This is a genomic window from Butyrivibrio sp. YAB3001, assembly GCF_900112195.1.
In the GTDB taxonomy this organism is placed as follows: Bacteria; Bacillota; Clostridia; order Lachnospirales; family Lachnospiraceae; genus Butyrivibrio.
Genome location: NZ_FOKR01000005.1, coordinates 25,588 through 38,264 on the forward strand (window position 1 = coordinate 25,588; position 12,677 = coordinate 38,264).

Annotated in this window: 18 protein-coding genes; all 18 read right to left on the reverse strand. The window is 38.7% G+C overall.

The window, feature by feature from the left end; all coding sequences use genetic code 11:
• Positions 1 to 20 precede the first annotated feature (20 nt).
• The 18 genes from BM086_RS07010 to guaA all read right to left on the reverse strand — a co-directional run bounded on the left by BM086_RS07010 (position 21) and on the right by guaA (position 12,652).
• A complete protein-coding gene (locus BM086_RS07010) occupies positions 21 to 974 on the reverse strand; it encodes an adenosine deaminase (RefSeq protein WP_092325228.1) in 954 nt (317 codons plus the stop codon).
• A complete protein-coding gene (locus BM086_RS21570) occupies positions 975 to 1,106 on the reverse strand; it encodes a hypothetical protein (RefSeq protein ID WP_255367775.1) in 132 nt (43 codons plus the stop codon).
• Positions 1,090 to 1,374 (reverse strand): KilA-N domain-containing protein, encoded by a 285-nt coding sequence (locus tag BM086_RS07015; protein ID WP_092325230.1) that lies wholly within the window; start codon positions 1,372 to 1,374, stop codon positions 1,090 to 1,092. The genes BM086_RS21570 and BM086_RS07015 overlap by 17 nt, the downstream gene beginning before the upstream one ends.
• A 675-nt stretch (positions 1,375 to 2,049) precedes the next feature.
• Positions 2,050 to 2,289, reverse strand: a complete 240-nt coding sequence (locus BM086_RS07020; protein WP_092325232.1) for a hypothetical protein — start codon at positions 2,287 to 2,289, stop codon at positions 2,050 to 2,052.
• On the reverse strand, positions 2,289 to 2,843 hold the full coding sequence (locus tag BM086_RS07025) for a DUF3990 domain-containing protein (RefSeq protein ID WP_092325234.1): 555 nt from the start codon (positions 2,841 to 2,843) through the stop codon (positions 2,289 to 2,291). The genes BM086_RS07020 and BM086_RS07025 overlap by 1 nt, the downstream gene beginning before the upstream one ends.
• Positions 2,840 to 3,064 (reverse strand): DUF3791 domain-containing protein, encoded by a 225-nt coding sequence (locus BM086_RS07030; RefSeq protein WP_022785433.1) that lies wholly within the window; start codon positions 3,062 to 3,064, stop codon positions 2,840 to 2,842. Before BM086_RS07030 ends, BM086_RS07025 begins: the two co-directional genes overlap by 4 nt.
• Before the next feature lie 27 nt (positions 3,065 to 3,091).
• Positions 3,092 to 3,286, reverse strand: coding sequence for a helix-turn-helix domain-containing protein (locus BM086_RS07035; RefSeq protein ID WP_092325236.1), 195 nt, complete (start codon positions 3,284 to 3,286; stop codon positions 3,092 to 3,094).
• 150 nt (positions 3,287 to 3,436) lie between these two features.
• Positions 3,437 to 3,727, reverse strand: coding sequence for a winged helix-turn-helix domain-containing protein (locus BM086_RS07040; protein ID WP_092325238.1), 291 nt, complete (start codon positions 3,725 to 3,727; stop codon positions 3,437 to 3,439).
• Entirely contained in the window at positions 3,705 to 4,397 is a 693-nt protein-coding gene (locus BM086_RS07045; RefSeq protein ID WP_092325240.1) for a hypothetical protein, read from the reverse strand. Before BM086_RS07045 ends, BM086_RS07040 begins: the two co-directional genes overlap by 23 nt.
• A gap of 52 nt (positions 4,398 to 4,449) precedes the next feature.
• Entirely contained in the window at positions 4,450 to 5,136 is a 687-nt protein-coding gene (locus tag BM086_RS07050) for an ABC transporter ATP-binding protein (RefSeq protein WP_092325242.1), read from the reverse strand.
• 1,210 nt (positions 5,137 to 6,346) lie between these two features.
• Positions 6,347 to 7,237, reverse strand: a complete 891-nt coding sequence (locus BM086_RS07070) for an aminoglycoside 6-adenylyltransferase (protein ID WP_092325249.1) — start codon at positions 7,235 to 7,237, stop codon at positions 6,347 to 6,349.
• A gap of 25 nt (positions 7,238 to 7,262) precedes the next feature.
• Positions 7,263 to 7,991 carry an HD domain-containing protein gene (locus BM086_RS07075; RefSeq protein ID WP_175560150.1) on the reverse strand — a complete coding sequence of 243 codons (729 nt, stop codon included), beginning with the start codon at positions 7,989 to 7,991 and terminating at the stop codon, positions 7,263 to 7,265.
• A gap of 55 nt (positions 7,992 to 8,046) precedes the next feature.
• Positions 8,047 to 8,190 carry an aminoglycoside adenylyltransferase domain-containing protein gene (locus BM086_RS22045; protein ID WP_442857332.1) on the reverse strand — a complete coding sequence of 48 codons (144 nt, stop codon included), beginning with the start codon at positions 8,188 to 8,190 and terminating at the stop codon, positions 8,047 to 8,049.
• 18 nt (positions 8,191 to 8,208) lie between these two features.
• Positions 8,209 to 8,943 (reverse strand): Type 1 glutamine amidotransferase-like domain-containing protein, encoded by a 735-nt coding sequence (locus BM086_RS07085; protein WP_092325255.1) that lies wholly within the window; start codon positions 8,941 to 8,943, stop codon positions 8,209 to 8,211.
• 67 nt (positions 8,944 to 9,010) lie between these two features.
• Positions 9,011 to 9,337 (reverse strand): hypothetical protein, encoded by a 327-nt coding sequence (locus BM086_RS07090; protein ID WP_092325257.1) that lies wholly within the window; start codon positions 9,335 to 9,337, stop codon positions 9,011 to 9,013.
• Positions 9,321 to 9,563: a hypothetical protein gene (locus BM086_RS07095; protein ID WP_242952141.1), complete on the reverse strand. Its 243-nt coding sequence runs from the start codon at positions 9,561 to 9,563 to the stop codon at positions 9,321 to 9,323. The genes BM086_RS07090 and BM086_RS07095 overlap by 17 nt, the downstream gene beginning before the upstream one ends.
• Before the next feature lie 203 nt (positions 9,564 to 9,766).
• A complete protein-coding gene (locus BM086_RS07100) occupies positions 9,767 to 10,567 on the reverse strand; it encodes a hypothetical protein (protein WP_092325259.1) in 801 nt (266 codons plus the stop codon).
• 534 nt (positions 10,568 to 11,101) lie between these two features.
• On the reverse strand, positions 11,102 to 12,652 hold the full coding sequence (guaA, locus tag BM086_RS07105; protein ID WP_092325261.1) for a glutamine-hydrolyzing GMP synthase: 1,551 nt from the start codon (positions 12,650 to 12,652) through the stop codon (positions 11,102 to 11,104).
• Positions 12,653 to 12,677: the final 25 nt, after the last annotated feature.

Consider the following 12,677-nt stretch of genomic DNA (forward strand, 5'->3'; position numbering starts at 1 on the left):
ACACATATAACTATTTCCTCCTAACAGATGCTAGTGTAAACTGCTCTCAATCCATTCTTACGAATATCGTCCAATTCCTCAGCTGTCAAACATCCGCTCTGATACATCCGCAGGTATTCCTTGGAAACATCCGAATCAAATATCAGGACATCGTCTGAATTTATAGTCACGTCAACCCCGTTGCGATATAACTCAGCAATAGGATGAGACTTCAAGTCTTTTACCCTTCCAAGAAGATAATTACTGGAAGGAGTGATATTCAGTCTGATGTGATTATCTGAAAGGAAACGAATTACAGACGGATCCTCAGCAGCTGCTATACCATGTTGCACCTCATCCAGTTCCAGACACTCTACAGCACGCCTTACGTCCTCTGCTGTTCCCCATTCTCCAACATGAGCTTTTAACTTAAGTCCTTCTGCCTTCGCACGTCTATAAATAGACTTGAAGTTCTCTATTGGCTGTGCCAACTCATCTCCATATAAATCAATTGAATAAAACGCTTTGCATCCCCAAAAATACGACAGACAATCCTCTAAATATGCTATATCACAATGTCTGGACATTCCTATCTGCAATCTAAGTTCTTTCTCTGGGGCAATCTCATCATGAGCCGCTTCAAAGGCACACACAAGTTCTTTTATATTTCCATTGAAAAATTCACCAAGTCCCCATACATCCTCACCGATTTCAAGAACAGTAACTCCATCCTCCTTCGCCTGGGTAAATGTCGCTTTTATCAGCATCCTTCGTCCTTCAGACGAATTAAAATAATCCCCTATATTCTGAGCATTCCAAGCATGCATTTCATCCATGGAATGCAGTGGCTTCGTAATCGGCCGAATGTCTCTTCCTGAATGCTCTTTCAAATAGCTCCTACTCCCACCCAGCACAAAGTGATTGTGTAAGTCAGCCTTGGGACACTTACGTATATCCGTAAGACTGCCTTGTTTTAAAGCATCTACAAAGTCCATCTAATGCTCCTCTTTATTCTCTAAAAGCAAAGTTCTGTCCTCAACATCCTCAAGAACTCTCATTTGTTGTATTGCTATCTTGTTCAGCTTCTCAAGTCTTTCTTTCTGCTTTTGCCTAGATACATATGGCATTTGTCTTAGCCACAAATTCCTTAACGCTTATCTTAAAGCTGTTCAAACCTGACTGACTTTTAATTATGGCGAATTCGCCATAATTAAAATCCGGGTTATATACCTTCTCCCATACGCCAATATACTCAAGCGTATTTCGATTTCGTAGCCAATCCGTAATAAAGAAATCTCCATCTTTAGCTTTAAGCATATCTGTAAGACAAATATAGTCTTCGTCATGAATTCTTGTAACATTTATTTCAGTATCTCTGACAACTATTTTCCCCATACAATGATCTCCCATCTGTAATTTCTTTGAGAACAAGTAATAATAATTATACTTCACGCTATATTCCTTAACAACACGATAATACGGGAGCGTGGCACGCTCCCGTTAATTCCCATAAAGAGAAAGTAAGATTCCGGATCATCTCTCCGGCCTTAGACTCTTATCGTTCAGCTTTTGCATATGACTTTGATTCGGAAACACTTAATACCTGGCAGATCTCTTTTACTGAAATAAACGCTCTGCATTCAAACATATCTTTTGCCCTCCGCTTACGTACTATTTTTTGTTACGTAATACATTTGGGTTGAAAAAATCCCCATTACTAAACGAGAGCAAAAAAAGTTTGAAATTTTATAATTTGTGGAAAATAAAAGATGAAAAACAGATTTGGACTTTATTCTGGAATAATTCCGATACAGTTTTTCTGAGAAAAATCGTATCATAATCGTATCACGACATAAAAAAGGCCTGAAATCATGTTTTCTTAACATGATTTCAAGCCTTAAAAATACTTGATTTGTTATACCGACCTCTAAACCACTTCGGATCTACTCCATCTCATTTACTCGAAAAATTCAAACCGGTTTAGTCTATTCTTTTCGTACTTCTTATGTGTATCTTTTGATACGTTTTTCAACAAATGCTACTGTACCCAAAGTGTACCCAAAACGGTTTTCATACCTCCAATAGTCTATATGGATTCCCAGCCAATTCCTCCTTTAATATATCAAGCACGGATTCTCTTGATTCCAGATAAAGATCCGTATCTTCATCCATCAAAGCTTCATATACTGTGGTCTTAATTAAAAACTCGACTGCTTCATCCCTGGAACATCCTTTATCGTTCATAATGTATTCTACAAGGAAAGCCGCTATACAGCGCATAGCCTTTTTCTGATCAGCACCTGTAATCATTATCCAATCACCTGCCTTTTCACCTTGTCAAAGCTCAAGGTGTTCACTGCCTCCGGGGTTCTGAAAAAGTACTGTTTAGGTAAATTCTCCGGCTTTAACTCCGCAATTACCTTATCGCATACTTCATCGGAATACCCTGATTCTTCCAGTTCATCATAGTATTCATTGATAATTGTAGTTGTTTCAGCATCCGCTGTAGGGCCTATCACAATATCATAATCATGCATACAACCATTACATTTACGGTTTTGAAGGATAAAGCGCAGCCACTCCTTATCAGCTTTTTCAAATACCTTAACCTTTAATCCAGCCGTTTCTTCACTGAACAGAAGATTATATCTGTAGGCTACAATCGGCTGTATCTTTATTCCCTTTTTGTTTTTGAGAAAGCTTTGGTGTTTCTCTGCGATGCTCTTGTTTCTGATTGCAAGCCTCTCCGCATGTGAAGGAACTGCGGTGGCATAGAATTCTTTGCCAAAATCCTTATAACCTTTTCCGGCTAATACATCTATCTCCTCAAAATCATATATCGTTCCATGATACAATGGCTTCAACTAACTCTACCTCCCTGCATTTCAATATAGTCCTGTAAATCATCGATAATGCCCTGATTTCCGGTAGAATTATAGTTTTCATAGCAAACGTCGATATAACTCAATACATCATATTTCTTGAGCAAATCCGATAACTCAGAATATGTTTTCTTCCAAGCTTCTGCTAAAACCGGTATTAAAACCAACTGCATATTAAGTACTTCTTTATCTCTCATACTCATAGCAGAAGACCTCCTTAACCATCTTTATCAAACGCTTGCAGTCTTTACCTGCTCTACATCTGCCTTAAACTCCATAAGTTCAAGGACATACTCCGGCATTTTACGTTTTCCGGCTTCCCAATCGGTAACTGTCCTATACGGAATATTATAGTATTCGCAAAATTCTTTGCGATTCATTCCCATATCTGTTCGTAATTTTTTTATCTCATTCGCTGTATCCATATCGTATCACCCATTTCTATCAATACTATAATAGCACTTTTAACGCATTGCATCAATATTTAAAAAAGCACTCCGAGATTTTTCATCTCAAAGTGCAGATATTTTTTAGTCTAATATGAATAATTAACAACATTCTACGTGACATGACAGTCAGTTTTTTGGTTTTAGAAGCTTTTCAAGCATTTCGACATATTCTTTAAATTGTTCTCTGCCGAACGCTGTGATATCGCATGTTGTTTGAGGTTTGTTATTTACAAAAGCTTTTTCTATCTCCACATATCCCAATTCATCGAGTTTCTTAATTTGAGCTCCAAGGTTGCCATCTGTTGATGATGTGATTTCTTTCAACTCTCGGAAACTCTTTTTACCAGTCAAAAGTGACGATAGGATAGCCAGTCTAAGCTTAGTTTGAAAAGCTTCAGGTATTGAATGTATCTCCATTGTTCTTTGCTCCTATCTTTAGATACAGCCCTAGAATAATCATTCCAAATATCATCAGGCATCTTACACTTACACTACTAATAGGAATAAGCGTTCCTTTTCCACCGAGATTTCCGTAGGGCATTTCCTTCATACTCAAGAATAACACGAAGTAAACTATACTATATATTGCCGTACATATTGTTATTATTCTCTTTTTTGTAAGTATTCCCGTCATAAATAAAGCAACAACAACTGGCAAAACATCAATTAACTCTTCGCTCCTCCATAATATATTTATTTTGTCGCTGTTTCCATTTGGTAATAACCTCAAATATAGAAATGAAAGAAAATATGAGCCAATCAATACAATTCCCCAAATTTTGATCATCCCTTCACTAATATCGTTTTGAGAAGACTTTAGTTTTCTATAGAAAATAGCAAATACTACTATATAGCCAATGAGGCGTACCCAATGATAACCCTGTCCTAATAACTGAACATATACATTGCCATATCCTACAGTATTTCGAATATAATAGGCCAATTGTTCAATAATCCAAGCGATTCCGTTGATTATCCCAATCCAAATAAAAAATGAAGCCACTTTTGCAAAATCTTTTTGCGTTTTTAATATAACCGTTTTAATCAAAGAAATATCATCTAAAGCATTTTCAATTGTCTTGTCCATTGTTTTCTCCTTATAAAGCACCTTTTCTATTATACTTTGTAAAAATATGATATTAATACATTTTTCCATCTTGAATATGCACTGTCCTACAACAATAATCGGCTATATCTTTATCATGAGTAACAATTATCATTGCTATTTTAAACTCATGCTGAAGACCAATCAACATATCCATAACAGCCTTACTTGTATCAGAATCAAGATTTCCAGTTGGTTCATCTGCAAATATTATTGATGGTGAATTAATAAGTGCTCGCCCGACCGCTGCACGTTGCTTTTCGCCTCCGGATAATTCGTATGGATAATGTTCCAATCTATCGCATATATTAAGCATTTCCGCAATTTTCTCCACCTTGCCCAATGCCTCTGCTATGTCTTGATGATCTAAAATACACGGCAAAATCATATTTTCTTTTATTGTCATATTATCCAACAATTTATAATCTTGAAAGACAAATCCAACCTGTCTTCTTCTATAGTTTTCAATTCTTTCATTATCAAAATCCGACAGCTTTTCCCCCTTAAAGGAAATATAACCATTTGACGGAGATAACAATCCTCCCATCATTTTCAACAAAGTAGTTTTTCCACATCCGGATTTTCCCATTATAGCCACGGATTCGTTCTCTTCAATTTCAAATGATACGTTTTTTATTACGTCGATTCGCCTTCGCTCCAGTGTCCTAGAGTTTTCAATATAGTAACTCTTTTCTAAATCGCATACTTCTAACAAAGCCATATCTATCCCCCATTAAATTGTAAGGTTTTCTTTTGCAATTTTTTTCCTGGTATATATATATCCAAGCCATTGAAAAATCCAAAAAAGTAAGATCATACAGATATATTTCATCATATCAAAGCTAACCAGTTGAATTATAGAAACAACTTTTTCCTGGTAAATATAATCGCGAAGGAAAAATAACATTGCCATTAAGACGATATTCATATATGAAATATACCCATCCAAGCAAATCCTCATAATATCGTTTATTTTTTGAGAATAGTCTTTTAACAGTCCGTCCATTAAGTTGTAATAGAAAATAAACGCCAATTACGTGTAGTAAAACAGCAATAATCATTTTCCCAACAGAGTAATCAATCATCAGTCCAAAAGAAGCTACAAAACAGAAGAGCGCAATATAACTTTTAAAACTATACACAAAACGATAATTATGTGTCTTTTCTTTCCCACAGCCTATATTTTCCAAATAATCTAATAGTCTGGATCTACTTTGCTCCCATCGTAAGATGAAGAATGTCCAAAACATAACGAAGGCAAATACGAATAATAATATCCCCATTAATTTCATCGATGCCAAAATGTGACTAGAGGCCAAAGTGCCAAAAGCCCATGTGAGAATGGCATTGCTTATAATAAAGCTAATTAATATAACCAAAATAATTAAGAATAAAAAAGTGGGACAATATTCTAAGATAAGGACTTTCCAAAAATCACTGTTTGTTATCCCAAGTGTAAGAAATAAATTGTATCTTGTAATCCTATTGATAAATATGTACTGAAGCAAAATCTTTTACGTTGGTGTCAAATAAGGGACTCTTTCAAATCCGGAGAATATTCCGAAGATGATTATTACACCTGGTTACTATCTGACGGCGTCGTTAAGAATGCATTTTCTGATTTTAAAGGCTATCCTCTACCACTCGAAGAAAAAATTGAAAATGAGAAAACACGACGCAGTTGGGGACTCTATCCAGCACCTGTATATGATGAAGATAATAATCTTATTCTTCCTCTACCCGAAGATGAAAAAACAACAGAATAAATAATCATACAAAAAAGCCGTAGCAAATGTATTGAATACATTCACTACGGCTCATTTTATGAACTGATTTATAGTTTGCTATTTACTCTAAAATAACATCATATTTTCAAAGTGTATTGTCATTTTATTGTCACGGGTGACAACATGCTCCTAACATTGTCTCGCTCATTCGTCACCCATATTTTCAAAAATGCTTACCGCGTTTTCGTCCATTTCTTTCACAGCAACAAAATATTTGAAACTATTATCAGCTTCCTGCCTGTCAAAGACGAAATTACCATGTTCTGCCACCCATTTTGAAGCATCTATGAACAGCCGGCACATAGATTCCACGGCGCTCCACATGTCGTTTACATCGGTGCCGCAATAAGTGTTCAGATACTTCTGCCACTCTTCCTCAGAGAGCCATTTCTTCATATACTTTCCGGATTTACCGACGCTGACAGAATAATCGGTCAGTTCTCCTATTTTCCAGGAAAGCATCTTTTCAAGCTGCTTTCTGACCACGAAGTTCAGCATATCCTGTGCATATGTCACTTCTTTTCTCCAAAGGCCCTTTGCGATATTGTTAAGGCACCACCAGAATTCGTTGCAGACGGCCGCATACTGTTCCTTTGACGGTCGATGAACTAAATAAGTTTCTTCCGACGCTTCAGGAATCTCAGGAAGAATTCCGTCTTTATCCAGCAGGATCTTGCATAAGCTGTCTTCCTTAACGTTTTCCTTTGCATGTGAAATCGATTTAACTGTAAGATCCAGCCTGTTTCCGTCCGTAAATATCATCAGCCAGCCATAGGAGTTTTCTTTGTCACTCGGATAATCCGGATGTTCGTCAGGATACTGCATAAACAGTATATCCCCGAACCGCCGGATCCACTCCTTGTCCCGGATAAACGATCCGGTTTCTTCCACAACATAAACAATGTCATAATCCTGAAAAATATCCTTTGGAGCATTGGGATTGGTTCTTGATCCGTTCATATAAACAGCTCGGATTCTTGCATCTTCCTCAGCTGTACGCAGGATCAGTTCCATCATCTCTTCCTCTGTGCGCATTAGTCCATTACCCTACCTTTTCATTTCATGTCCGATCTTGTCCGGACAGCCATTGCTCCATCTCCCAAGTATGATCCATCTGAGCAATCAATTTATCATATAGTCTTCGCCCTTCGTCCATTTCTTCAAGCCAGTATTTCCTGGCTGTTTCCGTTCCACAGATCCGGTCTTTGGAAGAAACGGCAAGTGACAAACGGTTTTCTGCGACTTTTTTCAGATCGGCTGCTGTCAGTTCCCCTATATCCCGCCTTGCATTCATGATCATACGCATCTCATCGTATCGGTCCAGATCATCCGCATCCCACACGGAGAGTTCAAACGGCGATGCGTTTTTGAAAAGCTCCGGATTTTCGGTCGGACTGTTTTCAGCATGAAGAACGATGGCCACACCGATCTTTTTCACCGTTTCGCTTTTCATTCCCATGGCCTCCAGATATTCCTCCGCTATAAAGCGCGAATAGTGATGATGCGCACCATAATTGCCATTCTTCCAGCTCTCAACGTATCCGATGTCATGCAGCAGGCAGGCAATCACAAGCGGCACCGGATTCCACCCTTCACCTTCAGCTATTTTCTTTCCCCACAGTGCCACCCGGAGTGAGTGCTCCAGACGATACAGTTTATCTTCGCGTCCGGGCTCCGGATGAAATGCATCTTTTACAAATTCATATGTGAGTTTCATCAGATTCTCATTTTTGCGCTCATGGTATTTGTCGATCAGTTGTCTCATCTCTTCAGTTACAAAATGTTCCATAATCATACTTCCTTAATCTTCTTCTCTCTTTTGGTCACAAAATACAGTAGCTGCTTCATTCTTTACACAGTTCCATATAAGCATATACTGTCAGGGCATCATGTATCAGACTGCGATATCTTTCATGAACATGGATCAGTGCCCATTCGCCGCCCTCTTTCTTGGAAAGGACAAGCCCGTCCGTAATATATGCAAGCACTCTTGCCAACAAAACTGTTTATAACCGTATCCATTTATCGTCCGTGCAGATTTGCTTCTGCTGTCCGTCCTTAATACTATACGCTTCACCGTAAAGCGTATCTGTTCCATTGTCTAGAACAATGAAACTCCCGTTATTCAAAGCAATTATCTCATGTCCGATGCTGTCTGGGTAGGTAATATCCTCTATCAGTCTCATTCCATCAAGCATTTCATTCTTCAGCGCCTCGAAATGAGGAAAAATATTGATTTTAGTTATTCCAAGACCACTGATCCATCTCTGAAATTCAGGATCGATTGCCTCCCCCGGAAGTTCCGGGCCTGCATAAACCATTTCTGCACAGTTCATGGATCCGGCACTCCATGCGATCAGCAAACCGTCCCAAGCCTGCAACCGTTCTTTTAACCCTATAGTCTTCATAAAACTGTTTTGTGTCGGTACATGTCCACCTGCCAGGATCAGCACATCCATTTCAGGAAGGCGCTCTATGATCTCTTTGTTTCGTCCGTCACACATCAATACTTCTGAAGCACTGAGATTGCTCAGAGAAAAAGCACCCTTCAAACAGAATAATACACTATCATTTTTATCATAATATTCAGGTGATCCGCTGATGATCATTACCTTTGAATCATTTTTCCAAGCATCATTAATGGACTTTAATAATCCGTTGGTTTCCGGCAGTTTGGCTGGAAGTCTCTTGCCGTCTGTTTTTACCTGCCCACCCAGTGAGCTTGTCAAGATCGCTTTCATTGTTACCAGCACTCCATGTTCTTTTTCTGATTTTGTTTATTATTCGTCTGCAGTAATCACCTTTCTTCTAAACACCCGCTCGGTTCCAGGCGTATGTCATCATATCTATACCCCGCTCTCCATTTCGGATTTTCTTAACCTCCTCCGTACAGAATTTCATAGTTTCCTCAATGAATTCATCGGACATTTCTTTAGTGAAAAAGAAAATGGGTTCTTCATCCATGGGCAGAAAATACGAACTCATATCCTGCATAAGCCTCTTTGTGTCAAAAGCACTGATCTGATTCAAAGCCTCGTCCTCAAATCTGTCAGGTACTATAAGATCATTCACCAATCCATACTTATTGATAACATATTGGTTTATTATCTCATAGTCTTTATGTAATCGCTCCACATTTCCGGGAAGCACCGGATATTGCTTTCTTGCCGCAAGATCCGCAGATATTCGCCACCTTGACACCTTCAAAAGATTCAAAGTAGTTTGCATACTGCTTCAGCATCTTCCTAGGGTTTTCTTTATCCTTTGATGCTCTTTCCTCCGGAGTCCCGGCGGTTCTTACCCAAAAGTCATATGCATCAAACTCCCAGGCTTTCTTGTGCTGTTTACTGTAATCTTCCATACCCATTATCCTCCCGGCATTTTATATGGACATTTATCCGGACATTTGTCCGAATAACTACTTAATTTATGTTCTATCTTGCCCCGTTAGCCAGTATTGTTTTTCCGATACCACTGGCACCGGTAACAAATATATGATCCCGTTGTCTCATAATCTTTTTATATCTCCGGTCTATCCCTCAAGTTGAATTACACCATTACCTGCTAAACTAGATATTCTTTAATCATAGCCTTTATTATATTAGAACTGATGGCATGTTGAGAAGTCTCAAATGTCATAATCATATTTTTCCCCAGAAAATATCCACTTTGCTCATATGCCTCTATCTTAACTATATTCTTGTTTGCATAAGCTATGTTATCCATCATTCCAAAATGTTCCCAGATATATTCCTTTCTAGTTCGGATATTAAGGCATGTAAAATCTGGTCTTACTGCTCCCATGCCCTTAAGTGCAAGTGGGTATTCATACCTGTATGGAATGCCACTTTGTTCCAGCATATTGGCTATTATCAGCTCAGATTTTGATCTTACCCTTATTCCATTGTTTGAAAAAAACTCTGTAACACTTTCATTAATTCCCATCGGCTCGTAGATTTCTTTTTTCCAATTCTCAACATATATTACCAGAGGTTCAATGATCGGTGTAACAAGCTTTTTCCTTGCATCTGCCATGCCCATATACACATTTTCAAGTGACTTTATATCATAGAGCTTTAAAAACTCCCAAATATCATTTCTGATTTTTACAAGTTTCTTTTTAAGTATCGTTTCATAATCTCGCTGTGCCACCTTCTTCAGCTTGTCCATTTCTTCGATTCTCGCATACTTCCGCTTTTGTTCGAGCTTGTCTACCCAGTAATACTGGTCTTTCCCGTTACTCTTACTTATTGCAATTCCACAATTGCTCAAGCTTTTTACCCTTAACGCATTCTTATCAATTTGGGTTATTAGAGCATCTATCTCATGTATTTGTTTTTCCAATTCTTCCTTGTAATCCTGCATCACCAAACTCCTTTTTCAGTTCTACGTGCCCCCGCTTTATCTTTTGACTGTTATCACGTAGTGCCGCAATGATACATCAGGCATTCTACGTGATATGCTCTTGTAAACAAGCCTCTCATCACGTAAATTATCCAGATATCTACCTATTTCTACGTGAACCACGAGAATCAAGAGCAACATCTCACGTAGATGCCATAAATATCATGCATGTCACTACGGGAATAGCAGCTCAAAAAAACTACTTCCCACGTAAGCCGTCTCCTTTTGCCCCTTCTTTATCTATTATTTTGGGATTTACCAAGCTGTCCCAGAAAGAACAGCCATTTCAAAACGAACTTTGAAAAGAACTATCTTGAAATACAAGTGACAATATATAACAACACAGAAAAAAAGTAAAGAGATTTCTAACCGTATTGATTCCCATACGGTTATGCCTTAAGGATTAGACTCTGACGAATTCAGCCAGTATAACAACATAGCCCTAGAAGTCGCATATATGCGCTTCCAGGGCCCAATGCAATAACACTCGTTATATTATTCCAATTCCACGGTTCCCGGCGGCTTGGAAGTAAGATCATACATTACGCGGTTTACGCCTTTAACCTCATTTATGATACGGCTCATTACTTTTTGAAGAACGGCAAAGGGTATTTCTGAAGCTTCTGCAGTCATGAAATCTATGGTTTCAACTGCTCTAAGAACAACAGCATAATCATATGTACGCTCATCACCCATAACACCGACTGATCTCATATTGGAAAGAGCTGCAAAATACTGATCAGGAAGTTTCTCAAGACCTGCTGCGGCAAGTTCTTCACGATAAATATAATCTGCATCCTGAACTATTCTGACTTTTTCAGCAGTAACTTCACCGATAATTCTGATTCCAAGTCCTGGACCTGGGAATGGCTGACGATAAACAAGATATTCCGGAAGCCCAAGTTCCAGACCTGCTTTTCTGACCTCATCCTTGAACAAAAGACGAAGCGGCTCAATTATTTCTTTAAAATCAACATAATCAGGAAGACCGCCAACATTGTGATGTGACTTGATAACAACTGATTCACCGCCAAGGCCTGACTCAACAACGTCAGGATAAATTGTTCCCTGCGCAAGGAAATCCACAGCACCTATCTTCTTAGCTTCTTCTTCAAAGACACGGATGAATTCTTCACCAATTATTTTACGCTTGCGCTCAGGTTCTTCAACGCCCTTGAGTTTCGCATAATATCTCTCCGCAGCATTTACTCTGACAAAATTGATATCAAAATTTCCGTCAGGGCCAAATACACCCTCAACCTCATCACCTTCATTTTTCCTAAGAAGGCCGTGATCAACAAATACGCATGTAAGCTGCTTTCCAATAGCCTTAGCCAAAAGAGCTGCCAAAACAGAGGAATCTACACCTCCGGAAAGAGCAAGGAGAACTTTTCCGTTTCCGACTTTTTCTCTTATTTCCTTAATAGTATTCTCAACAAAAGAATCCATTCTCCAGGAACCTTCTGTCTCACAGATGTTCCTTACAAAATTGTGAAGGATTTCTTTTCCCTTAACTGTATGAAGCACTTCAGGATGGAACTGAATAGCATATAATTTCTTGTCCTCGCATGCAGCTGCCGCAACAGGACAATCCGCAGTATGCGCGATAATTTCAAATCCCGGAGCAGTCTTACTGATATAATCAAAATGACTCATCCACACAATTGTGTTATCGCCGATTCCTGCAAAAAGAGACTCCTTTGCTCCATCGATGAGAGTCTGCGTCTTGCCATATTCACGTACAGGCGCCTTCTCAACCTTTCCACCAAGCACATGCATCATAAGCTGTGCGCCGTAGCAAAGTCCCAAAACCGGAATACCAAGCTCAAACAATTCCTTAGTGTAAGTCGGCGCACCATCTTCATAACAGGAATTAGGTCCACCTGTCAAAATAATTCCCTTTGGAGCCATTTTTTTGATTTCATCAATTGGTGTCCGATAAGAATATATTTCGCAATAAACATTGCATTCTCTGACTCTGCGCGCCACAAGCTGGTTATATTGACCGCCGAAATCTATTACGATTACTTTCTCTTTTGCTGCCATTCGTCCTCCTAAGTCTTTTGATATC